The sequence below is a fragment of the Marinobacter confluentis genome (assembly GCF_004785685.1).
Lineage (GTDB): Bacteria > Pseudomonadota > Gammaproteobacteria > Pseudomonadales > Oleiphilaceae > Marinobacter > Marinobacter confluentis.
Genome location: NZ_SRPF01000001.1, coordinates 831873 through 856795 on the forward strand (window position 1 = coordinate 831873; position 24923 = coordinate 856795).

Here is a 24923-nt window from a genome sequence, read left to right on the forward strand (position 1 = left end):
CAATAGCCACAGTACTGAGGTTTGGCAATTTATTCAGCACTATACGACCAGTGTTTCAACTGGTTCTCAGGTCATCGGTTTTATTTTGGCTCGGTTCGGGTATTGATCTCATAGATATCGGTACGACGGTCTTTCAGATTGGTAACCGAGCCTTCATTCCGAACCAGTTTGAGTTTCTCAAGATCCATATCCGAGAACATGATCATTTCCGTATTCGGTGTTGTCTCTGCCATCACCGCATCATGGGGGAAGGCGAAGTCCGATGGCGAAAACACTGAGGACTGGGCGTACTGGACGTCCAGGTTCTCGACTTTTGGCAGGTTGCCAACACTGCCGGTGATCACCACGTAGCACTCGTTTTCAATGGCGCGCGCCTGGGCGCAGTGCCTGACCCGAAGGTAACCGTTCTTGGTATCGGTCCAGAACGGCACCATGATGATGTCCACCTCCTCGCTGGCGGCAATACGCCCGAGTTCCGGGAATTCGATGTCGTAGCAGATCATGATCGCAACTCTGCCTGCATCGGTGTCGAACACCTCAAACTGGTCACCACCCTCAATGACCCAGTCGCGGCGCTCGTGGGGCGTGATATGAACTTTACGCTGCTCGTCAACCCGACCATCCCGGTGGCAGAGATACGACACGTTGTAAACGCGATCGTTCTCCAGTAACGGCATGGATCCGGTAATGATGTTGATGTTGTAACTGACCGCCATTTCCGACATTTCATTACGGAACTGTTCCGTAAAGCCGGCGAGAAAACGGATCGCACGGGTCTGGTCGACCTGGTCGGTGAGGCCCATCAGTGGCGCGTTGAAGAATTCCGGGAACAGGGCAAAGTCACTTTTATAGTCAGACAGCGCGTCCACGAAGTACTCAACCTGTTCCAGAACCTCCTCAACCGAGGTGAATTCCCGCATCTGCCACTGCACCGCACCCAGCCGAACCTGCGTTTTCTTGACATTGAGCAGCGAGGACGGCGGCGTGTACAGAATGTTCCGCCATTCAAGCAGGGTTGCGTAGCCCTGGGATTTTTCGTCCTCTGGCAGGTACTTGTGCATCAGGCGGGTAACCTGGAAATCATTCGACAGCTGGAAGGTCAGGATAGGGTCGTAGATATCCTTGCGATCCACCCGCTGGATGTACTCTTCGGGCGAGTACTGGTCCGAGTATTTGAAATAGCCGGGAATGCGGCCGCCCGCCAGAATGGCCCGCAGGTTCATCGAACGGCAGAGTTCCTTGCGGGCTTCGTATAGACGGCGGCCCAGCCGGTAGCCACGGTACTCAGGGTGAATGAATACATCCAGGCCGTAGAGAGAGTCGCCTTCCGGGTTGTGCCAGAGTTTTTCGTTACGAAGAATCAGATCGTCGTAGGTGTGGGGGTTGCTGAACCTTTCGTACTTCACGCAGACGGTCAGTGCCACGGCAATCAGTTCGCCGGACTCTTCAATACAGATCTGCCCGTCCGGGAACTGGCTGACCAGCTGTTTGATCGTATCTTCAGGCCACGCCCCGCCAATATCGTCGTAAATCCGGTCCATCAATACCTGGAGTTGGGGGTAATCATCGGCTTCCAGGTTACGAAGATTAAGGTGCAGTTCTTCGTGGGCCATACACAGCTCCCGTTTGGTGGTTTGGTCGCAATCAGCAACCCAAATGTGATCAAAGGCCACATTTTATCAGACAGCGCTAAAGACTTCGCATCCGTCGTGCTTTTATTTGCCGGGATGGCAGGTAGGGATAAGGATCTACATCAGCGACGCAACCGGTCGACCCGCGCCCTGAGATCTTCCAGGGTGCGTTGGCCGATTCGCCAGGAGTCTTCGCTCAGAAAGGGATTGTCCAGAACCAGAATTTGCCGGGCGCCGAGGTTAAGGTCCTCAATGGCCCTGCCATAGAAGCGGTCGAGATAGTCTGCAAAACTGCCGTCCAGAATGGCGCGCTCCATGCCCAGTTGCAAACGGTGGGCTACGTCCTGGTTGTGCTTGCCAACAAAAAAGTACGACGGCATGGCATAGGCAAACAACAGGTCCGGCTCGATGATGTAGTCCGGGTTGTTAACCAGTCTGAGATCGTAAAGCACCTCGCTGACACCGCGGGCAAAACATTCGAACCGGTCGTTATCCAGCATCCGGAACAGAATTTCGTAGCGGGCATGGGTGACGACTTCGATACCGTTGACCCGCAGAACGCTGGTGTCCGGCCAATGGGTGCCCTGGCCAATGCGTATGCCCCGATCAGACAGATCCGCAATGGATGTGATTCCACTGAACTTTGGCAGGTCGTCCCGCCGCACTACGCAAACGCGCAGGCCCAGAAGGCCGCCGTCGATCGGAAGGGCAATAGCCGTCAGGTCCGACTCCCTTTCGACGTTACTGGCTACATTGGCAATATGCACCAGTGATGAATCACTGTTTACCAACTCACGCAGGGCCCGCCCCTGAGACATCTCCGGACTTCGGCCCAGCACAACCGGGCCGTATTCAGGGGTTTTCTCGAAGGCAAGCGATACCAGGGCCCGAACCGGCGGGCTATCGTAGTTCCGGTACCAGAGCAGGAACCGGTTATCCGAATCATCTGGCCCTTGCACCTGCTCAGTCTGGGCCCTTGCTGGAGCCAGTATCTGCAGGGCAAGGACGAAAAGAAGGGCAACTACCCCCTGCCGAGACTTCATCCTTCCACAACTCGTGCTTCCTGTGCGGTAAACTCTGGATTACTGTACTGCGCGGACCCGGTGCTCGATAATCGGTTTTCGATAGGAGTCTAGATCACAATCGAGAGAACGACACCACCAATTGATGAATCATTTCTGACCGGAGTGAAGGAATGGCTTTGTTAGATACTGTAATTGGCGCTACGGGCCAGTGGGTTTCCGGGGCAGACCCCGATGCAGGCCTTGGGTCCCCCTTGCAATGGCTGCGTAAAACCAGTGGCTATGCGGCGGTCAACCGAATCATCGGGCTGTCAATTCCCTTTGCACCGCGCAACGGTTTCCGGGTGATCGAACTTCGTCCGGGTTTCGTCAAGGCAAAGATTCCCTTGAAAGGCAACAAGAACCACTTTGGCAGCCTTTACGCCGGCGCCTATTTTCTGGTGGCGGAAATTCCCGGTGGTGTGCTCACGCTGTTTGACCTTGGCCCCGCCTACACGCCGATTCTGAAGGAGATGACCCTGCAGTTCCTGCAGCCGGCAAATTCGGATGTGGTGGTGGAGTTCTCACTGGACCAGCAAACCGTTGACGCGATCAAGGCTGAAGCCGATTCGACCGGCCGGGCTGCGTTCGAACTGGAAGGCCTGATGTACGACAAGGACGGCACCCATGTGGCGACGTCCATTGGCCATTACCGGGTGCGCAAGAAAGGTTTCAACGCGGCCAGGAACTGATCCCCGTATTTCTCCAGCTTGGCGGCACCAACGCCCGTGATCTCGGCCATATCTGCGAGGGTCTCGGGTTGCTTCGTCAGAATCTCGAATAGCGTGGCGTCGTGGAAAATCACGTAGGGCGGCACGCCTTTCTCGTCGGCCAGGGCCTTGCGACAGGCGCGCAGGGCTTCCCAGGCCTCCTTGTCCTCCACCTCGTCGGCAAACTTCCGGCCCCGATTGCTGCCGCTGCCGCTGGCAGTGCCACGGGATTTGCCCGCTTTCTGGACCGGATCCTTTCGCAGCTCAATCGCCACTTCGCCTTTCAGTAAAGCTCGACATTCTTCCGTAAGCTGCAGGGCGCCGTAGCCCTCCGGATCGGCCCGTAGATAGCCGTTTGCGACCAGTTGACGGAACACCGATTTCCATTCATTGGCAGACAACTCCTGGCCGATGCCGTAAGTCGACACGGCCTGATGCCCGGATTGCAGAATGCGTTCGTTCTCCGATCCACGAAGCACGTCAATCAGATAGGTGACGCCGAAGCGTTGGCCGGTGCGGAAGACGCAGGACAGGGCTTTTTGCACCGCCACCTTACCGTCCCAGGTTTCTGGTGGGTTCAGGCAGGTGTCGCAGTTGCCGCAGGGCTGGTCCAGGGTGTCGCCGAAATACCTCAGCAGCACCTGGCGCCGGCACTGGGTGACTTCGCAAAGCCCAAGCATGGCGTCCAGCTTCTGGCGCTCGACCCGCTTGAAGTGATCGTTGCCCTGGGACGCTTCCAGCATTTGCCTCAGTTTGATCACATCCTGAAGCCCGTAAACCATCCAGGCTGTGGAAGGGTTGCCATCACGTCCCGCCCGGCCGGTTTCCTGGTAATAGGCCTCCAGGCTTTTCGGTAGGTCCAGGTGGGCCACAAAACGCACGTCCGGCTTGTCGATACCCATACCAAAAGCAATGGTTGCCACAATGATAACGCCGTCTTCCCGCAGAAATCGTTCCTGATGTCGGGACCGGGTGTTGCTGTCCAGGCCGGCGTGGTAGGGCAGTGCGTTGTATCCCTGTTTCTGAAGCAGTTTGGCTGTGGCGTCCACCTTATTGCGGGACAGGCAATACACAATGCCGCAATCGCCGCTGTGCTCCGCGGCAATAAAATCCAGTAACTGTTTGTTGGCATTGGTTTTGGGGGCAATGCGGTACTGGATGTTGGGGCGGTCAAAGCTGCTGATGAAATGCCGGGCCTGAGTGAGGGACAACCGCTCGGCAATTTCCTTGCGGGTACGCTCGTCCGCGGTCGCGGTCAGAGCGATTCTTGGCACGCCTGGAAATTCGCTGGCAAGACGGCTGAGTTCCAGATAATCGGACCGGAAATCGTGGCCCCACTGGGAAACGCAGTGGGCCTCGTCAATGGCAAACAGCGACAGGGACGCGTCTTTTAGCAGGTTTAGGGTTCGTGGCTGGATCAGGCGCTCCGGTGCACAGTAAAGCAGGTCCAGTTCGCCGGTCATCAGGGCATTTTCAGTTTCCTGGGCCTGATGGAAATCCATGGTGGAATTCAGAAACGCCGCTTTTACGCCAAGCTCGGTTAACGCCGCTACCTGGTCTTGCATCAGGGCGATCAAAGGCGAAATGACGACGGCCGTGCCAGTGCGAACCAGAGCCGGCACCTGATAACACAGGGATTTACCGCCCCCGGTGGGCATCAGTACCAGCGCATCGCCGCCGCTGACCACCTCGCGGATGATGTCTCCCTGCAGCAGGCGAAAGGATTCGTAACCGAATACCCTGTGCAGGACGTCTTCCGGGGCTTCTCCTGTGGTTTCAGGGCGAACGGTGCTGAGTTGTTCAAAGTCCATAGTGTGTATCAATCAGGTGTTTTGCAGGGGCGACGAATCATTAGGGCGACATACTACCAGAAACCGCTGCCCCAGAATCATGGCGGGAATGGATACGGGCGCTGAATCCGGGATGGGGGAATCGACAAAGACAGGCAGGCGGTTTGGAGTCTACAATACGGGTTTTTTCTGTAACCAACAGACAGGAAATGCATGCAGGAATTTGACGCAATTCGTCCATACAGCGACGAAGAGACCCCGTTAGCGATCAATAATCTCGTCAGGGACGCCGAGTTTCTGGATATGGTTGGCCGGTTCAAGGCACCGATGGTCGCCCGCTGGGCGCCAGCCCTGCTTCGCGGCTGGATTCGCCGCTGGCTGATACGCCGGTTCGGCGATGTCACCAGAATCAACGACCTGCAGGCCAGATTATCCGGTTACGTGGGAGACCTGGTCGACGGAACCACCAGCCGTGTGACCCAGAGCGGCCTTGAAAATCTCAGCAAAACCGGTGCCTACCTGTTCATTTCCAACCACCGCGATATTGTTTTTGATCCGATGGTGGTCAACTATCTGCTTTTCATCAACGGGTTTAACACCACACGCATCGCCATCGGCGACAACCTGCTTTCAAATCGGGTCTTCGCGGAAATGATGCGCCTGAACAAAAGTTTTGTGGTAAGGCGCAATATGACCAGCCCCCGGGAAATGCGGGATGCCTATCTGACCCTTTCCGGCTTTATCAACCACAGTATCGACAACAACGAAAGCATCTGGATCGCCCAGCGGGAAGGGCGGGCGAAAGATGGCCTGGACTATACCGACCCGGCGATCATCAAGATGTTCTATATGAACCGTAAAAAAAGCGGCCTGAGTTTCGCGGAAGCCATGAACCGCCTGCATATCGTGCCGGTGTCCATTGCCTATGAATATGATCCCTGTGATCTGGACAAGGCCCGGGAACTGGAAACCCGTGCCCGCACCGGGCAGTACGCAAAGACAAAGGACGAAGATACCGAGTCGATCATGAAAGGTTTGACCGGTTACAAGGGTCATGTTCATGTTCATTTCGGCCAGCCCATTACCGACGCCGAGGACAACCCGAAAGCACTCGCGGCAAGGATCGACCACGAAATGCACGGCAACTATCACCTGCATTCCTCCAATCTCGTGGCCTACCAACAGCGCTCACTGCATCCCGATGCTCATCACACTGGCGAATCGGTCAGTGATTCGGTGGTCACCGCGGAAACCTGGTCGCCGGCGGATATCGAGGCCACAAAGGCTGAAATGGAGAGACGTCTTCAGGCCTGTGTGCCACCGGCAGCGCAGAACTATCTGCTGGATATGTACGCCAATCCTGTGGTGTCCGCGCTCCAGGCCAACCAGCCACGCCCTTCAACCACTGACGATTCGTCGAACTGATAGCCGAGGTATCTGTGCAAGATTTGAAAACCATTGAAATCGAGACCAATCCCAACCCGACCGCCTCTGTTATCTGGCTGCACGGTCTCGGCGCCAGCGGTCATGATTTCGAACCTGTCGTGCCGGAGCTGGGGCTACCCGCAGACGCCGCCGTAAGGTTTATTTTCCCCCATGCGCCGAACCTCCCGGTTACCATCAACGGCGGTATGCGAATGCCCGCCTGGTACGACATAAAGGCAATGGATATTGACCGGATCGTGGATACCGAGCAGTTAATGCAGTCAGCTGCAGCGGTCGGCCGCCTGGTGGATCAGGAGATTGAACGCGGCATCAGCAGCGATAAGATCGTGATTGCCGGTTTCTCCCAGGGTGGGGCGGTTGCCTATGAGCTGGGCTTGAGCTATCCCAAACGGCTGGCCGGCATTATCGGGCTTTCAACCTACTTTGCCACCGCTGGCAGTGTTGTTGTCTCTGAAGCAAACAGGGGCATCCCGATCAATGTCTACCACGGCACCCGGGACCCGATGGTGCCGGAATCCCTGGGGCGTATGAGCGTGGATAAACTGAAGGAACTTGGATTTTCTCCGTCCTACCAGACCTATCCCATGGAGCACAGTGTGTGCATGGAAGAGGTCGTGGACATTGGCGAGTTTCTGAAACGCCATCTGCTTTGATTCAACCGCGCCAGAAAGCCGGTGAAAGCACGATCACAACGCTGAGTATTTCAAGGCGACCCATCAGCATACCGACCGACAGAATCCACTTGGCGGCCTCCGGAAGGGGGCCGAAGTTGCCCGCAGGCCCCACAATGGCACCCAGGCCAGGGCCAACGTTAGTCAGCACCGTCAACGCGCTGGAGAGGCTGGTGATGAAATCCAGTTGCATGGCTGCCAGGGCAGTGGTGATTACCAGCAGACACAGTAGAAAAATGAAGGTGTACGCAATCATCGAGGCGATGATTTCATCGCTGACCGCGCGGCCGTTGTAATTGCGGGTCAGCACGGCCCGGGGATGCAGCAGCCGCATCAGCTGTTCCCGAAGTACCAGCAACGACAGCTGGAAGCGGAAAATTTTCATACCGCCCGCGGTGGAGCCGGAACAGCCGCCCACGAACATCAAAAAGAAAAACACCACAAACGCTAACGGACCCCAGGCCGAATAATCGTCTGAGGCGTAGCCGGTGGTTGTCACAATGGATGTAACGTTAAACAGAGTCGCTACATAGCCATCTATCAGGTCCAGATCACCGCCTGAGATCGTCCAGCGATAAGCGGTCAGGAGCGCGGGAACGACTAGAAGAATGGTAAAGAACAGCCGCACCTGCTGGTCCCGGAACAACACGCCGTGCTGGCCATACATCTCCCGGACGAACAGGAAAAACGGCAGGCTGCCGATCATCATGAACGCGGTAGCTTCCAGCAGGATCAGATTGGAATCGAATTTCCCCATGGATAAGTCAGAGGTCGAAAAACCACCGGTCGCGATACTGGTCAGGCCGTGGTTGAAGGCATCAAACAGGCTCATGCCAGACAGCCAGTAAACGGTTACCGCGATGATCGAGAAGGCCAGATAGACGATCAGCAGGCCCCGGCTGAGGGTTTTCATGCGGGGCAGCGCCTTGTCTGTCCACTCTGAGGACTCCGTGGCAAACAGCCGCATACCGCCGACCCGCAGGAACGGCAGTACCGCAACGAACATTCCGATGATGCCGATGCCGCCAATCCACTGAAGGATTGAGCGCCATAGAAGCAGATCCCGGTCCATCTCATCCAGCCCGGATAATACGGTTGCGCCAGTGGTTGTAATGCCGGATGTGCTTTCGAAAACGGCGTCTGCCAGGGTGACATCAAGGTCACTGAGGTAAAACGGCAGGCACGACAGCAGCGCCAGGATAAACCAGCTTGATACGGTAAGAACAAACATGAACCGGGGCTTGAGTTCCTGGGCATGGCGGCGGGTAAGAAGAACCCCAATAACGCCCACGCCCAGACAGATCGCGGAGGACTCTGCAAATGCCATGGCATTGGGTGCTTCAGAAGATGCAAGAAGAAGCACAGGCAACGTCATGAATATACTGAGAAGTATGAACATGATGCTGATGATGAAAATGACGGGGCTCAGATTTCTCAAGGGACGCTCAAGCCGGCTGAACAGAATGGGCGCCAGAATACATCCGCCCCAATGCTTTCGCAAGGCAGAAGCCCCGTGTGTCAGGGTGTTACAGGAAAGTTCAAGCCAGGTAAATTTGAGGTAAACCGGGTCTCTGAGTCTGGTTTCGGGAAGCAGGGCGGGGCAATCTTCCGGGAAATCATCACGCGAAGATCAGGGAGTAACACCATGAAATACCCAGGAAGAGCTCTGTTTATTGCCGCTGTGTGTTCTGCCTCTGTCGCGGGGGCGGACTCCGCCTTTGCTGACGTTTACCGTTCCGGTTCGGCCGGTGTCTATGCCGGTCTGGGCTATAATTTCATCACTATTGATGACGGGTTGGACCAGTTGGATGTGAGCACCGTATCAGCGCGTCTGGGTGTCCAGCCCCACCCGTTTTTTGACATTGAGGGCCGGTTCGGTTTCAGCGCCGACGAAAGCCGGCTTGGTGGGGTGGATTACGCCCTGGACAATACCGCCGGTGCTTACGCGGTGCTGAATCTCGCCAATGAATCGCCGATCACGCCTTATTTCCTGTTCGGTGTTTCCCATATAGAGATTGAGGCAACATCCAGTGCTGGCACTACCACCGAGGAAGATTCCGATTTTTCTTTCGGGGCCGGTATCGATGTGGAAATGGTGCCCGGTGTGTCTGGAAACATCGAATACTTGCAGTACTATGACAATGGCACCACGGTTGTAGACGGTATAGGGCTGGGAGTGACTTTCCGGTTCTGATGCATCCCTGACATCAAGGAGGCACATTGAACCATCTGGCGCATCTGTTTCTGGCCCCGGACAGCGAGCTGCATCGGGTTGGCAGCCTGCTGGGGGATTTCGCCCGAGGCCTTGATTCGAGCGCCTTGCCAACAGCCCTGCACGAAGGGTTGCAACATCACCGCTCGGTGGATGCCTTCACCGACCAGCACCCGGAAGTCATGGCCAGCAAGCGCCTGTTTTCAGCCCAGCGGCGCCGGTTTGCCGGCGTAGCCCTGGACATTCTGTATGACCATTACCTGCTGCGGAACTGGCATCGTTTCAGCACGATGGACAGGGAGGCGTTTATTGATCAGGTCTACCAGGAACTCGAAAACCATCGGCAGACAATGCCGGAAAAGATGCAGCGGGTGACCGGCCTGATCGTGCAGCATGACTGGTTCCGGTCCTATCAGGATCTGGACAATATCGGTTTTGCCCTTGACCGGGTTGCCGGACGTATCCGCTTCAGCCATTCGTTCCACGGTATCATCGAGGAAATCCGTACCCACGATGTGGAGCTTGAGCGCCGGTTCCTGGCCTTCTTCCCGGATCTGCGCGCCCACGCAGAAGTCTGTCTCGACGTAGACTAAAACGTACAAAACGTCTACACTGAGACTTAAGGTGAGTTCATTCACCAGACCGCCCGAAAAAACAGGAGCCCGATGATGAGCCAGGCAACAGCCGTTCAGACGATTGACAACCGGCGCCTGTCGTCCGCAGGCCTGAAAACGGTGCTCACCATTCTTGAGCGCTGGGGATGCACGGCCGAGCAGGCGCAGAAGATCCTCCAGATCTCCCGCCCGGCCTATTACAAATACCGAAAGAATCCCCAGCAGGCGAATCTGAGCCAGGATCAACTCGAGCGGTTAAGCTACCTGCTGAACATTCACGCCTGTCTTCGCACAGTGTTTGAAAATCCTGATAACGTCTATGGCTTCATGGCCATGAAGAATGACAACCCCTTCTTCAACGGCAAAAGCCCACTCGAAATCATCAGCACCGGCCAGTTTGCAGCGCTCTATGAAACCTTCAGGCGAATTGATGCGCTTCGTGGAGGGCTCTGGTGACAGATTCGCTTCCGCCACAAATATCGCTGGGGCCAATGACAGCGTTCCGTCTGGTGAATTCGAAATTTCCGCCGATCAATCTGTTTGATGATGTGGCGGACCAGGACGAATTCGAACTGCTTTATGAATTACAGGCCATGACCAATCCCCGAATACAGACGGAGGTGGGGAACCTCAACCTGATTCGGCGTTCGGAGATACCGTTTGGTATCACCGGATGTTCCTACGCCACGAGTCCGTTTACCCACGTCAATCCAGATGGCAGCCGTTTTAGCGATGGCCAGTTTGGGGTGCTTTATCTGGCGGATAGTATGACCACCGCTATCGCTGAAGTGGCTTATCACCAGGGACGGTATTGGGGTGGCGTGAAAGGTCTTGCCTATGACCGGATGGTTTACCGGGGCCTGAAGTTCAAAATGGCGCAGACCGAATGCCACGATGCCACTACCTATGGCCAGGACCACCCGATCTACCAGCCAGATAGCTATACGGCATCCCGGGCCTTTGGGCGGAAGCTGTTCAGGGCGGGTTCCCGGGTCCTCCAGTATCATTCGGTACGCAACCCCGGCGCCACCTGTTGGGGGCTGTTCACCCCGAAGCACGTGAGCAGTGTTATTCAGAGCACCCATTTCGAATTTATCTGGAACGGGCAGGCAATCAGCGCCGTTCACCGCGTCAGTCGGGTCTGATGTAACGACGAACTGCTTGATAAGCAGCCAGAACCAGCCATAGTGAAGCAGGGGTGTTGAATGGTTAAAAAACCGCGCGGTAAAAAGTACCTAATCAGAGACGCTACCGAGGAAGACCTGCCAGTAATGGTGGATTTCCTTGCAAAGCTGGCTCTGCACGTTGCCAATGCAGCACCACAGAATCTGAAGCCGGATGAAAGCCGCCGACTGGTAACAGTAATGCGTTCGTCCCTGACCGCACCGGATAAGCTATTAGTAGTTGCCGAGGTTCCAGGGGCGGGGCTGGTCGGAATGGGCTATATCTATGTGATGAGCAGCCAGGGAATCTGGGAGCAGACCAGCCACGTGGAATTCCGGTCCGGCTTTATCGACGATGTCTGGGTAGAACCGGAATTCCGCAAACTGGGTATCTTCCCGGATCTACTTCGAAGGCTGGTGGCCTTTGCCGAGAGTCGCCATGCCTATGAGCTGGTTCTGGAATATTCGGCATCCAACAAGGAGGCGAAGGCCGCCTGGACCCGATTAGGGTTCAAGACCGTCGGGGTGCGCGCCGCCGCATTTACCAGCGCGGTTCAGGAAGCTTTGGCAAACAGGAGGCAAGAGTGAGAGGAGATCGATCAGTCAACGTTTTTTACGATGAGATCATGCTGGGCCACAAGCCTGAGGTGGATATGCCGTTTGTGCCAAGCCGCGTTGAGAAGCGCGTTCGGCACATACTGCAGGGGCTGGATTTCAAGTGGAGTTATCCTGAACACCCGGGCCGGCTGACCGCCATCAGGGACTATCTTGAAGAACATCCCATTCCCGGTGTGCATTTCCATACCGGCAAACGCGCCACCTATGACCAGCTTGCCCGCGTTCATACCACATCCTATCTGGATCATATCTTTTCCCTGGAAGGCAAAAGTGCCTGGCTTGATTCAGATACAACAGCCGTTTCACCCGACAGCATTAAAGCCGCAACAGCCGCGGCCGGCAATGCCATTGCCGCGGTTGAAAGCGTGGTGAAAGGCAAGTGCCGAAGTGCTTTCGCGCTGGTTCGCCCGCCGGGCCACCACGCGGAACCGGTCCGGGCCCGCGGATTCTGCATGCTGAACAACGTTGCGGTAGCCGCAGCCCACGCCCAGGCCAAACTGGGCTGCGAAAAAGTCCTGATCATTGACTGGGACGCCCACCACGGCAACGGCACCCAGGACATCTTCTGGGCCGACCCCGATGTGCTTTTCTTTGATACCCATTGCGCAGCGCCTTTTTATCCCGGCTCAGGTTTTCTTGAGGAGGTCGGAGCAGGATTTGGTGAAGGCTACACCATCAACGTTCCGCTACCGGAATCCGCCGGTGATGTAGCTTTTGAAAAGGTCTACCGAGAGATCCTTATTCCGGCTGCGAACCACTTCAAACCCGACCTGGTGCTGGTGTCCGCCGGTTTCGACCCGCACCGCAATGACATGGCCATGAACCTGACTTACGACGGCTTCAAGGTCATCACCCGGATAATCCAGAACATCGCAGACGAACACTGTGGGGGCAGGCTCGCCCTGGTTCTGGAAGGAGGCTATAACCTGACATCGCTCGCCAAGGGGGTTCATTCGGTACTTGAGGTATTGTCGGGCGGTGACGTACCGGAGGTGTTCGAAACCGGGATAAAAGAAGCCGACGAAGCGGCCGAGTTTCACAGGTCTGCGTTCAGTGATGACGACGAACTGTCAGAGGAGCAATAGAGGAAATCAGGGGGAGACTTGAGATACCCATGATTCCGACACCTGATTAACGAGATCAGACTGACGAAATCATGGGTGGCCGTTCTCTAGACGTAGAAGTCCAGCTCTTCCTGGGACTTCAGCAGGTCCCGCATTTTGATGGGGTCATCGCCGAAGAAGAAGACCAGGCCCCAGTGAGTACCAAAGGCTGACCGGTCAGGAACCGTTTCCTCCGTTGGCGCCACTAGCTCATGTGACTCGAAATAGGGGTGGTCCACGCACTCTGGTGGCATTTCCAGCTTGCTGACCACGCGGCGGCGAGGATAAACGCCGAAACAACCTGCATAGCCCTTGGCATCCACCACTTCTTTCGGGAAAAAGGCCGCAACTTCCTCTTTCGTGCTTTTCGGATCAAATACCAGCATGGACGCCTGGTATGCATTGAATCCGTAGGCTTTTTCGATCAGCTCGAATGCCTTGAAGCCCGGTGGGCGATAGGCCACCTCGCCGAAGTACATCTCGCCATCAGCGGTCACAAAATATTCCGGGTGAATGAGACCGAACTTGATTTCGAAGGTCTTGATCAACAGCTCAATCTGCTTGGTAATCGCATTGCGCCAGCTTTCCAGCTGTTCTGTCGCGGGCACGAATACCGAGTAGCCCAGAGTCACGTACTCCGAGATGTTGAGAAACTGGATCTTGCCATCATGAATCCAGGCTTCAACCGCAAACTCCCAGCCGCTGAGATGGCTTTCCATGAGTAGCGGATACTCTTCCGCCGGGATGTGCTCAATCTCTTCCAGGGTACGGATCATCCGATGGCCCAGACAGCCGGCTTTGTCGAACGCCTTCACGTGAATCGGGTCATCCGGGTCGCCATCAAGCTTCAGTAGCGTCTGGTTAACCCGCTTCATGAATCGAACGATGTCCTCTTTTTCGTGAGCTTCCTCGAAAATACCCACGCGAATGCCGCCAAGCTGGGCGCGGCGTTTCATCAGGGCCTTGTCACGGAAAAGAATCGACTGGCCGTACATTCGCGGGCTGTCGAGCAGTACCGAGTTTATAGCACCGGACCATTCAACGGTTTCTTCAAAAAGCGGAATTGCAACATCAACGCCTTCAGCTTTGAGCCGCTCGGCAATTTCCAGAGAGCGATCATTCAGGCGGATGAAGTCCCAGGGTATGAACGGAATCTTGTTGGCTGTGCAGAAATCCGCGGCCCATTCCGGAGCAACCACGATGTAGCGGCGATCAAACTTCTGTGCTGCTTTAATCGCGTTGACACTCCAGCCGAGGAGGGCGATGTAGCCTTTGTTGGGATCTTTTGGCGTTTCCGTGCCTTTGACTGAATCCATGGTCGGATCGAGCCAGGCTGATACATCGTTGGATACGGTAGCTTCTGGTGTTGTCGACATTCTTTAATCTCCTTGCTGGTAAACCCAGACAGACAGCGCCGACATTAAAGCGCGCCAGGTAGTTGAGAATTTTGAAATGTCTGTAGCGGGCGATCATGAATCCCGTTGATCACTTACCAATATAGACCCTGTGGTTACAAATAGAAACGTAAGACCCGGAATGGACCGGGGCTGGCCGGCCATTGGGTCAAAAGTCGTGCTATAAATAGAGACAACTAAATCAACGGGAGCTGTCAATGAGCCTTTCTCCTTTCCATCTCGCAATCCCAGTCTACGCGCTCTCAGACGCGCGCAATTTTTACAACCAGGTTCTTGGGCTGGAAGAGGGTCGCTCCTCTGATCATTGGGTTGATTTCAATTTTTACGGTCATCAATTGGTTATCCACGAACATCCAAAAACAGCTTCCCAGGAAAACGTGCATTCCAACCCAGTAGACGGCCACGACGTGCCGGTTCCGCACTTTGGAATCGTGTTGCAGTGGGATCAGTGGGAAGCCCTGGCAGAACGCCTGCGCTCGTTTAATACCAAATTTGCCATCGAGCCCTACATTCGGTTTAAAGGAGAAGTTGGCGAGCAGGCCACCATGTTCCTTTACGATCCCTGTGGTAACGCACTTGAGTTCAAGGCTTTCAAGGACATGGGGCAGTTGTTTGCGAAATAAGTCGTGAAGTATCTTGAAAAACGCTGTTTATCAGTATTCTGCAGGAGCTTTTGAATGTTGTTTGTAAAAAAGGCAGCCATTATCGCAGTGCTGTCGTGCGTTTCGGGGTTGTCATACTCGGCACAATCTGGAGGCGATACCACCGCTGAAAAACGACCACCGGAAACCATGGGTTACGTTGAATGGATGGTTATAGAAGATACAAGCCTGAGGCTCAAAGCCAGGCTCGACACCGGCGCCAAAACGTCGTCATTGCACGCCGTAAATATCGAAGGATTTGAGAAAGACGGTGACGAATGGGTGAGCTTTCAGATTCCACTGGGCGATCACGAGGACCAGCCAACCGAAGGTGAGATAGACCACGACGACGTCATTCTTGAGTTCGAGCGACCGGTCGAGCGTACCGTCCTCATAAAAAGGAAAGGCGCGCCATCCCAGAAGCGCTACGTCGTGCTGATGGATTTCTGCATTGCAGGCACCAGCCACACAACGCAGTTTTCTCTGACAGACCGCGGCAAGTTTTCATATCCGGCGCTTCTGGGCCGGCGGTTCATGAGAGATGACAACATCCTGATTGATTCAGCCCACACCTTCACCACCGAACGAGAGTGCGAGTACATGACGCTGGAAGAGCTTGCGGAACGACACGAGGACAACCTGGCAGAAGCAACCGACCCTGATGCCTGACGGCGGGGGTTGATCTATCATTAGAAGCCCTGCTGCAACTCAATCGAAATTGAAGTGTTGCGGCAGATCATCCGTAATTTCGAACCAGGTTGCCTTACTACCGACAAACACATGTCGCTCTGCCTTTACTCCGGGATCGGTATCGAGTGTTCCCAGTGGAAAACCATAAACTTCGGGGTGGGCGTCAAATTTCGTGTAAAGGCTCGAGCCACAATTTGAGCAAAAGCCTTTATGCTCACCCGGAGAGGATTCATAGAACTTTAACAAGTGTTGGCCTTTGACTGTTTGCCAGTCCGAAGCATTGACCTTGGCACGGGTCCTGAAGGCTGACGCGTGTAGCTTTCGGCACATTGAGCAGTGACAGTTTAGTACCTCAGATAATGGCCCATTAATCTCGTAGGCAATGCCTCCACAGAGGCAACTTCCAGTTTGTTTCATCCGCACGCGCTCCTTTTCAACACCAGTCTGTCCAGAAAACCTTACTCTAAGACTGGCAAGTTGCCACCTATCAGCTCACTCAACAAACGGGTCAGAGTCTGCAATAATTAAGTCAAGCTTAACTGTGGATCATCACGATGCAGAGACTTCCACCGCTCAGAGGCCTTCAGGTTTTTCGACACGCAGCGAAGGATCTGAGTTTTAAAGCCGCGGCCGAGGCGTTAAATATTTCCAATGCGGCGGTCAGTTCGCACATTCGCGGATTGGAGGAGTTTCTTGGTTTCAAGCTTTTTCACAGGTTGACTCGCGAGGTGCGGCTGACACCGGAAGGGAGCCGGCTCTCTGGTTTTGTTGAAACGGGGTTCCAGGAGCTGGAGCGGGGACTGGCGATGTTTGCGCCGAATTCAGATCCCACAAACCTGAAAGTGGCAACCTTGCCTTCTTTCGCCAATCGCTGGCTAATGCCGAAAATCAGCCAGTTTCAGGCCAACTATCCCAACCTGAAAATAAGCATCATGCCGGGATTTGATCTGGTCGATTTTCAGGGTGACGGCGTGGATTTGGCCATTCGGTATGGCAAAGGTGAGTATCCGGGCCTGGAAACACGGGTTTTGATGGAGGAGTCGCTGGTCATTGTTTGCCACCCATCATTGATCGGTGATCAACCAGTTACCAAGGCGGATCTCGCTCAGTTGCCATGGTTGATCGATGAGTCGATTGATATGCAAGGATCCTGGATCGAGTTTCAGGATGCCCTGGGCATCGACATCCCTGACGCATCTGTAAAACTCGCTGTGACTGAGGCGTCAGCCCAGGTGGAGGCTGTCCTGGCTGGCCGGGGTTTGTCACTGGTTCGCCATAGCCTTGTCGCTGACATGCTTGAATCTGGACTTCTGATTTGTCCGCTGGATTTTTCAATCACTGCTGAATATCAATATTATCTGGTAGCGCCAGAAGCCAAGTTCAGAACGGAAAAGGTGAGGGCGTTTGTGTCCTGGATTACACGGAAAGTCGAAAATTGAATGAAACAATTTACCTTGCCGGCCTGGCAAGCCCCGTCGTGTTTATTATTGTTGTTCATGGAACTAGCCAACCTCCAAAACACAGTCTTCAAACAAGAAACTAGATGCCCATAGACGTGACCTGGTTCATTAAATATTTCATGCAGAGTGTTTATCAGGTTTCTCATGAACTTTACTAGCCTGCCGAGGGCCTTTCACCGCTGTCTGCTCACTTGGCAACGAACCCAACCAAAGGAAGTGGCGACAGTTATCTCGACCATTCGCCCAAAAAACTGAGGAAGCCTCCCTTATGAACAAGCTCGCGTTCTTATTTACGGTCGTCCTGTTGCAGGGGTGTGCCATGCCCGGACCCATTCAGATTGAGAAAAAAGAGGTGCCCATTGCCGGTCAACAATCGCTGATCATCGGCGCATCCCTGGATCAACACAACTACGTCTATATCGACGGCAAGCAATATGAGGTCAGTCCCGGTGACCATTTCCGGGGTCTATACACCTATGCCATTGAGCTGCCGCCCGGCCAGCATACTCTAACTGCGGTGAAATCCGGTGACCCTAACTACTCATCGACTTATTATCCCATTGGCCGCTCATTCCAAACTGAGCCAGGCGAGATCCTGAGCCTTGGCACTCTGCTTATTCAAAAGGTCTCTGAGAAGTCTGGCAGCTTCGTCCATACTTGGGTGCCAAACCACAAAGACGTGGCCAATGCGCTGAGCCCTCTGGCACCGCAGTGGTTGGCTAACGACCTGACGCAGAATAGCTTTGTGGCTGCGGACGGCCAGTACGTGACCGCCAAAACGCTGCGAAACCTATTGGTGATGCGCGCTGAACCCTACGGTGGACTGACCGACCCGAGTCGGATCCCTGCTGGTGCGCCAATCGGTTTTGAGGGCCAGGCCCTAGGTTCGGTAATGATGCACGCGTGGGTGAAAGAAGATGGAAAAATGGTGACCAAGGATTTTCTGCTCTTTCTCACGGACAACACCACGAATTACTTTGAAAAGTGCTCTGGCGCTATGACGGAGATAATGTGCGTCACAGTGGACACCACCAAGCTCGATCCTAGTGGTTTTCCTCTGGACGGCGAGTCGCCGAGAACGCTGCGTTTGATTGACGTTGGAACTGGCCAGACCAGCCATGTGGCCGACATCCCGTTCATCGGACATGGCCGCTCGCTATTGTGGCATGAGGACTTAATCATCGCCGTGGACGAGGATTTCGGTGTCCACACCACCAATGACCAAGGAAAGACGTGGCAATCCCTTGCGACCGGGGTAGAGCGCGAGTTTCTTGAGCTGGTGCTTCGCGGTGTTACTTACGAAGCAAAGAATGGCAATATCCTGGTTCACCTCAGCGGGTCGAACTCCGGTACGGTTGAGATCGACGCGAGCACTGGCGAGCCCACGCTGGCTCGCCTTACGGAGTAACTTTCACCAATATTGAGTATATTTATTCGGTGAAGCTAAGTAGCTTTATCCAAGAAGAGCCTAACGATGAACATAATTTCCCCGATTGCTATCTTTTTATTTTCTTTTATTCTCTGCAACCTCGCGACTGCGAATTCCGGTGCGTCCCAATCTAAAGTCATCTCCCTCGATGCGACAGTGAATCAACTTGTAGATGGCCAGCGTAGGGTTTTGAGTCAAGTTGTGAAGTACTGTGCGACACTTAAACGGACAGGTGAGGCGTCCATTGAGCAGGACCTTAAGTCATATCTTGATGCCTTTCGAGAAGGTTCAAAGGCTGGGCTTGCTGAGATCGCAGCGACGGATCAGAATTTTCTCGGGCGGGAGCCTGCCTATAAGGGTAAAGACTTTGAGGTTATGGACAAGCAAGGACAGCTTTTAGTTGATAAAGCTAAAACAGCTCCCGTGAAGGAATGTGCGAAGTTCAGTGCTTTCTTTAATTCTGCTACCGCAACAGCATTCCGAAACGACATACTGCGAAACCATAACGATTATCAAGCAAGACGTGCCAACCATTGCGCCCAACGCCCCACGCCGAAAGGCTGTGAGTAAGCTAGCTTTTTTGAAACTATTCGTGGAAATAGGGTAAAACCCCACAGCCTCAAACAAGAACTGTCAGGGAACATTCACACAAGGGAGATAGTGATTTGAAAATTTTGTTTATCCTGTTATTGGGAGGGCTCGTCGCAGCCTGTGCGAACACAAACTCAAACACCGATAACACGGACAATGCCGATGCGGCAACGGCTGAGATGAGCGAAAAGGACAAGGCGCTAAGCTGTCTACTCCGGTGGGACATGTCATTTTACGCCTATACCATGCGTTCAGCAGGAGGCACTCAATCCCAAGCGATCGAGGAACTAAACAACTGGTATGGGGAATCACACTTCATTGCTAAAGAAATTCGACCGGCTACAAACATCGTATACGGTTTGAAAGATATCAAAACGGACCCGGTGCATGCGCTGGGAGATTCACTTAAACCCGGCTTTCAGGAGTGCCTGACTGAGAAATCAATGGCTGACAGCTCGCCTTACTTAGCTAGGTGCCTAGATATGGGAATTTATATTACCTACGTCGCATCCGCAAAATCACGGCAGCTCAGCAAACAACAGGTGATTGACCAATTGAGCCCGCTTACCGACCACCAACACTCGATCATTACTCAAGTCTACTCCAGCCCGCAGTACGAAGCAGGTGTCGAGAGAATGAAACTTTGGGGCCAGTGCATCCAGCGTTTTGAAGGCTAACGGGGGTACTTTTGCTGCTCCCATGCAGTAAAGGAGGGCGGGCCGATCAGCCATGGCGGTTGATCGGCGTTTCTGGATAACCTGGCTCGAGATCATAATGAGTCTGTAAATTGAGCCAGAAATGCTCGGTGGTTCGAAAATAACGCGCCAGTCCACAATGTCCATAGGTGGGTAGAGCCGAATATAAGCCCGCGGGTAAGAGAAAAGGAGAATTTTTGGTGATATTTGTAGGAGAGCGCACAGTCAGTGGGCCTGGTCGTAACTACTCAAGATCTAATAGACAAAATTTGCATCATATTATATTTAACATAATATACATTATACGCAATAACATGTGCATTTATGAGGGGCTATCGCGAATTTGGTTTTCTCTTTCCTCCCGCACCGACCGACCTGTTATCAGCCTCAACTACTGGTTTTGAACAAGTTCACTCAGGCCCCGATCTAAACGAAGAATTTAGTAAAACTGCTCGATGCAAGTCCTATCTGTTGTGAGAAATTGGGCGCATACTGAACGTCGACAGTAAATGCATCGGCATCAGAAAGAGCGCCGATGTAGTTCACCTACAATCAGAGTTGGACAAACCGCATGAGCAAAAGTCAGGACAGAAAAAAAGACATCAAAAAGAAACCGCTTTTAACCGCGAAGGAAAAAAAGAAGGAGAAAAACGCCAGGAAAAACGAGACCGATGTGCTGGGACATTGATCTAAGGGCTTTCCCCCCAAGAACTGGCCGGCAGCTTTTTTGGTAATGGAATAAATTCCTCGTCATCTCCGGGAACCTTGTCAAACCGTCCCTCGCGCCAGTCAGCTTTTGCCTGGACAATTCGCTCCTTCCGGGATGGAACCTGTGCCTTAACTTCTTGATTTCCTGCGAAAGGTGTTTAGCACCTTCTATGGTCGTACACTATACTCTTCTAGGCACGATGCGTTACGGGCAAGCTTAGGGATAAGGATGATGAACAGGAACATGGCATTGAGCGCCCTACTTTGTATCGTATTTTTCCTGGGCTTTGCCCCGATGCTTCTTCATGCCGACAATATTCGAATCAGTCTTCAACTCCAGCCTAATCAGAGAGACCAGTTTGAACTGATTTTCAATCAGTTTTATCTGGAAACCGGGATCAAAGTGACGTCCTTGGTCGAACCCGATCTCGCCTACAAACGCAAAGTGCCAGTCTGGCTCCTAAATGACACGCCTGATGTGATGTTCTGGAGTGCTTCACAACGACTTTATCGTTTTGCAGAGCAAGGTTTGATTCTGCCCATTACAGACCTTTGGAATGAACAGAATTACGACGAGCAATTTTCACACGTAAAACGAGGCGTAACCTTCAAAGGGGACGTCTATGCGATTCCCTTTGCCTACTATCACTGGGGCATTTTTTTTCGCAAAACGATGGTCGAAAAATTCGGTGGAGAGCCGGAAGACTGGGAATCCTTTCTAGCAATGCTGGCCCGTATGAAGGAGTCCGGGATTACCCCGATTGGTATCGGATCGAGACAGAAATGGCCCGCAGCAGCCTGGTTTGACTATATCAATCTGCGCATGAATGGCCTGGATTTTCATCTTGATTTGCTTACCGGAAACGTCTCCTTCTACGACGAAAAGGTTCGAAATGTCCTGACTGAGTGGAAGAAACTAGTAGACAGAGATTTTTACAATCAGGACCACGAACTCTACAACTGGGATGAAGTGCTTCCTTTCTTTTACAGGGATAGGGTTGGTTTTCTATTGCTTGGAAATTTCGTTGCCAGTAAATGGCCCAATGGCGACCCTTTGTTTGAAGACATAGGCTTTATGCCCTTCCCCAGAATAAACAAAAACATGCCCTTTTTTGAGAATGCGCCGACTGACGTCTTTATGATTCCGAGAAACGCCACGAACGTAGAGGAAGCGAAAGCTTTTATTCGCTTCATAGCGCGTGCCGATGTGCAATCCTCTCTCAACGCAGGTCTAGGGTACCTTCCCCCGAACAAAGACGGCATTGTTGGAGCAAGCCCACTCATCAGAGAAGGTGAGAAATTATTGAGTCGGGCTGAGGGGCTTGCCCAGTTCTTTGACAGAGATACGCTCCCGGATTTTGATCGGCTGGCAACTCCCCTGATGGCAGAATTCATCACCACCGGAGATATAGAAGAGATCACTGAAAAGCTGGAGCACGCCAGAATTAAGGTATTTGGTTCGAAGTACGGCGTTATGGGGACTTCCTCGGAATTGGGTTCAGACTGAATACTGAGAGCACAAACAGCTTACACTTAAGTTTTTTCTAATCATCGCTGAGTTTTACCCGTTTGTTACATGTACCCGTCGTTGAAAGAATTCAAGGACGATAACCAGTAACGGGTGAACCAGATGCCATTCAATACGACCACTATCAAAACCGCTGGAGCCACTCCAAGGGCGAGCACAGTTAAGTTTAATGTTTTTGCGATGCTCACAAGATGGCGAATTAACTACAAGGGCCGTAAGGAGCTCGCCTCCCTGCCGGATTTTATGCTCAAGGATCTCGGGATTTCTCGGAGCCAGGTTGAACAGGAATACTCCAAGCCGTTCTGGAAAAACTGAAGGAGCGCCTGTCATGAAAATTGAGGTCCCGATTGTCAGCGCTTTTGTAGACGGTAATTCCGGCGGCAACCCGGCGGGTGTTGTGCTGAATGCCGAAAGGTTTGAGCCTGAGCAAAAACAGAGAATCGCGGCAGCAGTTGGTTTGTCAGAGACGGCGTGTGTGTCGCCATCCAAACTGGCCGACATAAAACTGGAATTTTTTACACCAACTCAGCAGATCGCCCACTGTGGTCACGCAACAGTCGCAACATTCAGTTATCTGCGCCAGAAGGGTTTACTCAACAGCGATGATTCCTCGAAAGAGACGATTGATGGATGCAGGGCGATAAAGATGGAGGGTCAGCTAGCCTTCATGGAGCAGACAGCGCCCCGCTATGAAGACCTTACTAGTGACCAGCAGCGGTTGACGCTTCGTGCACTCGGGATAACCAGTGCCGATCTGACTGGGGGTTCCAGGCCAACACTGGTCAATACGGGTAATAGCTTTGTCGTCGTCGGTATTCAAGCCGCTGACGTAATCCAGGCGGTGAAGCCTGATCTTGCATTGATGCAGAAGCTCAGTGATGAACTTGATCTTATTGGGGTTTACGCGTTCTGTTTCGAAGGCATCCAAAATGGGCGAGATGCGGGCGCCCGAATGTTTGCGCCAACGGAAAGATCGAAAGCCTGTTTGTCGGGGGCCGGGGGGCTCTCAGAGACATCCTAGACGTTGAGCTTTGATGCCAGACCCTCGCGTTCAAGCAGCCTGCGCTTGCGCTCCACGCCCCAGCGGTAACCGCTGAGTGATCCGTCGCTGCGAACCACGCGGTGGCAGGGCACGACAAAACCAAGTTTGTTGGCGGCGCAGGCCTGGGCGACGGCGCGAACGGATTCAGGTGAACCAATCTTGCAAGCGACCTGGGTATAGCTCGCTGTCTGACCCGGGCGTATCGTGCGGAGTGCATTCCAGACCCGCTGCTGGAAAGCTGTGCCCTGAATGTCCAGGGGTAGTTGAGTGTCACTATCCGGCGCATCAATGAGAGAAACAACTGAGTCAATTATCGTGCTGAGTTCGGGCCCGCCTGCCTCCAGTTGAGCTTTGCTGAAACGCTGTTGTACCTGTGCCGGCAAAGACGAGGGATCGTCTCCAAACTCGATGGCACAGATGCCTTTATCATTGACTGCCACGATCACCCAGCCCAAAAAACACGGTGCAGTTGCATATTCAATAACCAGGTTTGCGCCCTTCTCCTTGCGATCAATCGCGCTGCGTGCATCGAGCCGGCTTTCGTCACTGGCAATCATCTGGTCACGAGCCATCTTTAAACCTCCAATTCCCCTACTCATCACATCCTGAACTTAAAGCGTATAAGTCTGTCTGATGCAATCTGATATACCGCTATTTTACGCCACATGAAATGAGGACACCCAATGAAACTGCAGAAGCGTTCAAGTATCTGGTTATCCCTGACTCTGTGTCTGGGGCTGTCTGGCACCGCTTTTATTGCACACGCACAGGACGATGCTGCGTCAGGCACCGATCCCAACGGTGCAAAAGGAATGCAGCACCACTCCCCTCACGGGAAAGATTATAAAGGTCACCATGGCAAGGGCCATCATTCCGGTCATCATGGCATGGGCGGCAAGGGAACCATGCATCAGAGGGTCATGATCGAGCTCGATCTGGATGAAAGCCAGCTTGAAGACATTGCCGCGATTCAGAAAGAGCTTCGTTCGGAGCTTACCGAGCTGAAGGCTGAGCGTTACGAGCAATCACTCAAATTACAGGAACTCTATGCCGCCGAGGAACTTGATGCGGGGGACATTACCGAACAGCAGCAGAGGGTTTTTGATGCCATCAAGGAAATCACTGAATTACAGGTTGAAGCCCAACAGGACATGCGGGATCTGTTAACCGATGACCAGAGAAGTAAGTTACTGCGTTCCGGTGACTGGATGATGCCGAATTAAAGAGACCGGGGCAGCTTTCACTGCGTTTAGTGGCTGCCCCTTTTTTCGAGCGCTCTGCATTTTTATTCCGGATGCTTCGCCAGCTCTTTCAGCGCCTCCATGGCCTCGTCAATCCGGTCGCTGGGAACAAACATGTGATCGTGATAAAACCCCGCAATGACGTTCGTGGTAATACCCCGCTCTGCCAACAGGCTCGTTACCACAGAGGTAAGCCCCAGCGCCTCGAGGCTTGAATGCCCTTCCAGGGTGATTCGCCGGAACACTCTGTAGTAATCAAGGCCCTCGGATTTAGCCTGCTCCAGGGGAATGACCAGGGTCAGGCCCTCCAGCTCGGCAATGCTGACAATGGGCTTCAGCTTTTCCAGTTCACCGTACTTTGCGTGCGCCACGGTGCAGTAGACATAGGTTGTTGGGTCAACCTTTGGGGAAAGTTGCTTGATCAGATCCTGGAGGAACTGCGTTCGGTTCATCTCTTTCTCTCC

General features: G+C 53.5%; 27 protein-coding genes. 19 read left to right on the forward strand and 8 right to left on the reverse strand.

Features of this window, described 5'->3' with window-relative positions:
• Window positions 1-80: 80 nt before the first annotated feature.
• Window positions 81-1613 carry a bifunctional GNAT family N-acetyltransferase/carbon-nitrogen hydrolase family protein gene (locus E5Q11_RS03880; RefSeq protein WP_135802062.1) on the reverse strand — a complete coding sequence of 511 codons (1533 nt, stop codon included), beginning with the start codon at window positions 1611-1613 and terminating at the stop codon, window positions 81-83.
• Window positions 1614-1753: 140 nt separating this feature from the next.
• Window positions 1754-2674 carry an amino acid ABC transporter substrate-binding protein gene (locus tag E5Q11_RS03885; RefSeq protein ID WP_135802063.1) on the reverse strand — a complete coding sequence of 307 codons (921 nt, stop codon included), beginning with the start codon at window positions 2672-2674 and terminating at the stop codon, window positions 1754-1756.
• A 152-nt stretch (window positions 2675-2826) separates the two neighbouring features.
• Here E5Q11_RS03885 and E5Q11_RS03890 point away from each other — a divergent pair, with 152 nt between their 5' ends.
• The gene (locus tag E5Q11_RS03890) at window positions 2827-3384 is read left to right on the forward strand and encodes a PaaI family thioesterase (RefSeq protein ID WP_135802064.1); all 558 of its coding nucleotides are present in this window, start codon (window positions 2827-2829) and stop codon (window positions 3382-3384) included.
• Here E5Q11_RS03890 and recQ read toward each other — a convergent pair.
• The gene (recQ, locus tag E5Q11_RS03895; protein ID WP_135802065.1) at window positions 3342-5213 is read right to left on the reverse strand and encodes a DNA helicase RecQ; all 1872 of its coding nucleotides are present in this window, start codon (window positions 5211-5213) and stop codon (window positions 3342-3344) included. The genes E5Q11_RS03890 and recQ overlap by 43 nt on opposite strands.
• A 192-nt stretch (window positions 5214-5405) precedes the next feature.
• Between recQ and E5Q11_RS03900 the strand changes: the two genes are divergently transcribed.
• Entirely contained in the window at window positions 5406-6617 is a 1212-nt protein-coding gene (locus E5Q11_RS03900) for a lysophospholipid acyltransferase family protein (RefSeq protein WP_135802066.1), read from the forward strand.
• 14 nt (window positions 6618-6631) lie between these two features.
• The gene (locus E5Q11_RS03905; protein WP_135802067.1) at window positions 6632-7291 is read left to right on the forward strand and encodes an alpha/beta hydrolase; all 660 of its coding nucleotides are present in this window, start codon (window positions 6632-6634) and stop codon (window positions 7289-7291) included.
• A 1-nt stretch (window position 7292) separates the two neighbouring features.
• On the opposite strand, the gene E5Q11_RS03910 is transcribed toward E5Q11_RS03905, so the two are convergent.
• Window positions 7293-8708, reverse strand: coding sequence for a TrkH family potassium uptake protein (locus tag E5Q11_RS03910; RefSeq protein WP_135802426.1), 1416 nt, complete (start codon window positions 8706-8708; stop codon window positions 7293-7295).
• A 246-nt stretch (window positions 8709-8954) separates the two neighbouring features.
• Here E5Q11_RS03910 and E5Q11_RS03915 point away from each other — a divergent pair, with 246 nt between their 5' ends.
• The 6 genes from E5Q11_RS03915 (at window position 8955) to E5Q11_RS03940 (ending at window position 13001) form a co-directional block, all read left to right on the forward strand.
• The gene (locus E5Q11_RS03915) at window positions 8955-9503 is read left to right on the forward strand and encodes an outer membrane beta-barrel protein (protein ID WP_135802068.1); all 549 of its coding nucleotides are present in this window, start codon (window positions 8955-8957) and stop codon (window positions 9501-9503) included.
• A gap of 26 nt (window positions 9504-9529) precedes the next feature.
• Complete coding sequence (locus E5Q11_RS03920) at window positions 9530-10114, forward strand: acyl carrier protein phosphodiesterase (RefSeq protein WP_135802069.1); 585 nt, start codon at window positions 9530-9532, stop codon at window positions 10112-10114.
• 75 nt (window positions 10115-10189) lie between these two features.
• Window positions 10190-10591 (forward strand): MbcA/ParS/Xre antitoxin family protein, encoded by a 402-nt coding sequence (locus E5Q11_RS03925; protein ID WP_135802070.1) that lies wholly within the window; start codon window positions 10190-10192, stop codon window positions 10589-10591.
• Window positions 10592-10626: 35 nt separating this feature from the next.
• Window positions 10627-11280: an RES family NAD+ phosphorylase gene (locus tag E5Q11_RS03930; RefSeq protein ID WP_135802427.1), complete on the forward strand. Its 654-nt coding sequence runs from the start codon at window positions 10627-10629 to the stop codon at window positions 11278-11280.
• A 60-nt stretch (window positions 11281-11340) separates the two neighbouring features.
• The gene (locus tag E5Q11_RS03935) at window positions 11341-11886 is read left to right on the forward strand and encodes a GNAT family N-acetyltransferase (protein WP_135802071.1); all 546 of its coding nucleotides are present in this window, start codon (window positions 11341-11343) and stop codon (window positions 11884-11886) included.
• A complete protein-coding gene (locus E5Q11_RS03940; RefSeq protein WP_191964451.1) occupies window positions 11883-13001 on the forward strand; it encodes a histone deacetylase family protein in 1119 nt (372 codons plus the stop codon). The genes E5Q11_RS03935 and E5Q11_RS03940 overlap by 4 nt, the downstream gene beginning before the upstream one ends.
• An 86-nt stretch (window positions 13002-13087) precedes the next feature.
• On the opposite strand, the gene E5Q11_RS03945 is transcribed toward E5Q11_RS03940, so the two are convergent.
• Complete coding sequence (locus tag E5Q11_RS03945; RefSeq protein WP_135802072.1) at window positions 13088-14395, reverse strand: carboxylate--amine ligase; 1308 nt, start codon at window positions 14393-14395, stop codon at window positions 13088-13090.
• Between the two features lie 236 nt (window positions 14396-14631).
• Here E5Q11_RS03945 and E5Q11_RS03950 point away from each other — a divergent pair, with 236 nt between their 5' ends.
• Together E5Q11_RS03950 and E5Q11_RS03955 are read left to right on the forward strand one after the other, a co-directional pair.
• Window positions 14632-15057 carry a VOC family protein gene (locus E5Q11_RS03950; RefSeq protein WP_135802073.1) on the forward strand — a complete coding sequence of 142 codons (426 nt, stop codon included), beginning with the start codon at window positions 14632-14634 and terminating at the stop codon, window positions 15055-15057.
• A 54-nt stretch (window positions 15058-15111) separates the two neighbouring features.
• Window positions 15112-15744, forward strand: coding sequence for an ATP-dependent zinc protease family protein (locus tag E5Q11_RS03955; protein WP_135802074.1), 633 nt, complete (start codon window positions 15112-15114; stop codon window positions 15742-15744).
• A gap of 39 nt (window positions 15745-15783) precedes the next feature.
• On the opposite strand, the gene E5Q11_RS03960 is transcribed toward E5Q11_RS03955, so the two are convergent.
• Window positions 15784-16182: a GFA family protein gene (locus E5Q11_RS03960; RefSeq protein ID WP_135802075.1), complete on the reverse strand. Its 399-nt coding sequence runs from the start codon at window positions 16180-16182 to the stop codon at window positions 15784-15786.
• A gap of 137 nt (window positions 16183-16319) precedes the next feature.
• Here E5Q11_RS03960 and E5Q11_RS03965 point away from each other — a divergent pair, with 137 nt between their 5' ends.
• The 7 genes from E5Q11_RS03965 to E5Q11_RS03995 all read left to right on the forward strand — a co-directional run bounded on the left by E5Q11_RS03965 (window position 16320) and on the right by E5Q11_RS03995 (window position 23197).
• Window positions 16320-17204, forward strand: coding sequence for a LysR substrate-binding domain-containing protein (locus E5Q11_RS03965; RefSeq protein ID WP_135802076.1), 885 nt, complete (start codon window positions 16320-16322; stop codon window positions 17202-17204).
• 289 nt (window positions 17205-17493) lie between these two features.
• A complete protein-coding gene (locus E5Q11_RS03970) occupies window positions 17494-18633 on the forward strand; it encodes a hypothetical protein (RefSeq protein ID WP_135802077.1) in 1140 nt (379 codons plus the stop codon).
• A gap of 66 nt (window positions 18634-18699) precedes the next feature.
• Complete coding sequence (locus E5Q11_RS03975; protein ID WP_135802078.1) at window positions 18700-19224, forward strand: hypothetical protein; 525 nt, start codon at window positions 18700-18702, stop codon at window positions 19222-19224.
• A 95-nt stretch (window positions 19225-19319) separates the two neighbouring features.
• Window positions 19320-19922, forward strand: coding sequence for a hypothetical protein (locus E5Q11_RS03980; protein ID WP_135802079.1), 603 nt, complete (start codon window positions 19320-19322; stop codon window positions 19920-19922).
• 970 nt (window positions 19923-20892) lie between these two features.
• Window positions 20893-22155, forward strand: coding sequence for an ABC transporter substrate-binding protein (locus E5Q11_RS03985; protein ID WP_191964450.1), 1263 nt, complete (start codon window positions 20893-20895; stop codon window positions 22153-22155).
• Window positions 22156-22278: 123 nt separating this feature from the next.
• Window positions 22279-22491 carry a DUF1127 domain-containing protein gene (locus E5Q11_RS17850; protein WP_191964449.1) on the forward strand — a complete coding sequence of 71 codons (213 nt, stop codon included), beginning with the start codon at window positions 22279-22281 and terminating at the stop codon, window positions 22489-22491.
• Between the two features lie 13 nt (window positions 22492-22504).
• Window positions 22505-23197 (forward strand): PhzF family phenazine biosynthesis protein, encoded by a 693-nt coding sequence (locus E5Q11_RS03995; protein WP_135802081.1) that lies wholly within the window; start codon window positions 22505-22507, stop codon window positions 23195-23197.
• Here the strand turns inward: E5Q11_RS03995 and E5Q11_RS04000 are convergent.
• Entirely contained in the window at window positions 23194-23790 is a 597-nt protein-coding gene (locus E5Q11_RS04000; protein ID WP_225314948.1) for a methylated-DNA--[protein]-cysteine S-methyltransferase, read from the reverse strand. The genes E5Q11_RS03995 and E5Q11_RS04000 overlap by 4 nt on opposite strands.
• A 111-nt stretch (window positions 23791-23901) precedes the next feature.
• Between E5Q11_RS04000 and E5Q11_RS04005 the strand changes: the two genes are divergently transcribed.
• Entirely contained in the window at window positions 23902-24441 is a 540-nt protein-coding gene (locus E5Q11_RS04005) for a Spy/CpxP family protein refolding chaperone (protein WP_135802083.1), read from the forward strand.
• Window positions 24442-24503: 62 nt separating this feature from the next.
• On the opposite strand, the gene E5Q11_RS04010 is transcribed toward E5Q11_RS04005, so the two are convergent.
• A complete protein-coding gene (locus E5Q11_RS04010) occupies window positions 24504-24911 on the reverse strand; it encodes an ACT domain-containing protein (RefSeq protein ID WP_135802084.1) in 408 nt (135 codons plus the stop codon).
• Between the last annotated feature and the right edge of the window lie 12 nt (window positions 24912-24923).

What these genes read in the sequence shown, in the direction of transcription:
- E5Q11_RS03880 (WP_135802062.1), bottom strand. Translation starts at nt 1,613, where the DNA reads ATGGCCCACGAAGAACTGCACCTTAATCTTCGTAACCTGGAAGCCGAT.
- E5Q11_RS03885 (WP_135802063.1), bottom strand. Translation starts at nt 2,674, where the DNA reads ATGAAGTCTCGGCAGGGGGTAGTTGCCCTTCTTTTCGTCCTTGCCCTG.
- E5Q11_RS03890 (WP_135802064.1), top strand. Translation starts at nt 2,827, where the DNA reads ATGGCTTTGTTAGATACTGTAATTGGCGCTACGGGCCAGTGGGTTTCC.
- recQ (WP_135802065.1), bottom strand. Translation starts at nt 5,213, where the DNA reads ATGGACTTTGAACAACTCAGCACCGTTCGCCCTGAAACCACAGGAGAA.
- E5Q11_RS03900 (WP_135802066.1), top strand. Translation starts at nt 5,406, where the DNA reads ATGCAGGAATTTGACGCAATTCGTCCATACAGCGACGAAGAGACCCCG.
- E5Q11_RS03910 (WP_135802426.1), bottom strand. Translation starts at nt 8,708, where the DNA reads ATGTTCATACTTCTCAGTATATTCATGACGTTGCCTGTGCTTCTTCTT.
- E5Q11_RS03915 (WP_135802068.1), top strand. Translation starts at nt 8,955, where the DNA reads ATGAAATACCCAGGAAGAGCTCTGTTTATTGCCGCTGTGTGTTCTGCC.
- E5Q11_RS03925 (WP_135802070.1), top strand. Translation starts at nt 10,190, where the DNA reads ATGAGCCAGGCAACAGCCGTTCAGACGATTGACAACCGGCGCCTGTCG.
- E5Q11_RS03930 (WP_135802427.1), top strand. Translation starts at nt 10,627, where the DNA reads ATGACAGCGTTCCGTCTGGTGAATTCGAAATTTCCGCCGATCAATCTG.
- E5Q11_RS03935 (WP_135802071.1), top strand. Translation starts at nt 11,341, where the DNA reads ATGGTTAAAAAACCGCGCGGTAAAAAGTACCTAATCAGAGACGCTACC.
- E5Q11_RS03945 (WP_135802072.1), bottom strand. Translation starts at nt 14,395, where the DNA reads ATGTCGACAACACCAGAAGCTACCGTATCCAACGATGTATCAGCCTGG.
- E5Q11_RS03950 (WP_135802073.1), top strand. Translation starts at nt 14,632, where the DNA reads ATGAGCCTTTCTCCTTTCCATCTCGCAATCCCAGTCTACGCGCTCTCA.
- E5Q11_RS03955 (WP_135802074.1), top strand. Translation starts at nt 15,112, where the DNA reads ATGTTGTTTGTAAAAAAGGCAGCCATTATCGCAGTGCTGTCGTGCGTT.
- E5Q11_RS03960 (WP_135802075.1), bottom strand. Translation starts at nt 16,182, where the DNA reads ATGAAACAAACTGGAAGTTGCCTCTGTGGAGGCATTGCCTACGAGATT.
- E5Q11_RS03965 (WP_135802076.1), top strand. Translation starts at nt 16,320, where the DNA reads ATGCAGAGACTTCCACCGCTCAGAGGCCTTCAGGTTTTTCGACACGCA.
- E5Q11_RS03970 (WP_135802077.1), top strand. Translation starts at nt 17,494, where the DNA reads ATGAACAAGCTCGCGTTCTTATTTACGGTCGTCCTGTTGCAGGGGTGT.
- E5Q11_RS03975 (WP_135802078.1), top strand. Translation starts at nt 18,700, where the DNA reads ATGAACATAATTTCCCCGATTGCTATCTTTTTATTTTCTTTTATTCTC.
- E5Q11_RS03985 (WP_191964450.1), top strand. Translation starts at nt 20,893, where the DNA reads ATGGCATTGAGCGCCCTACTTTGTATCGTATTTTTCCTGGGCTTTGCC.
- E5Q11_RS17850 (WP_191964449.1), top strand. Translation starts at nt 22,279, where the DNA reads ATGCCATTCAATACGACCACTATCAAAACCGCTGGAGCCACTCCAAGG.
- E5Q11_RS03995 (WP_135802081.1), top strand. Translation starts at nt 22,505, where the DNA reads ATGAAAATTGAGGTCCCGATTGTCAGCGCTTTTGTAGACGGTAATTCC.
- E5Q11_RS04000 (WP_225314948.1), bottom strand. Translation starts at nt 23,790, where the DNA reads ATGGCTCGTGACCAGATGATTGCCAGTGACGAAAGCCGGCTCGATGCA.
- E5Q11_RS04005 (WP_135802083.1), top strand. Translation starts at nt 23,902, where the DNA reads ATGAAACTGCAGAAGCGTTCAAGTATCTGGTTATCCCTGACTCTGTGT.
- E5Q11_RS04010 (WP_135802084.1), bottom strand. Translation starts at nt 24,911, where the DNA reads ATGAACCGAACGCAGTTCCTCCAGGATCTGATCAAGCAACTTTCCCCA.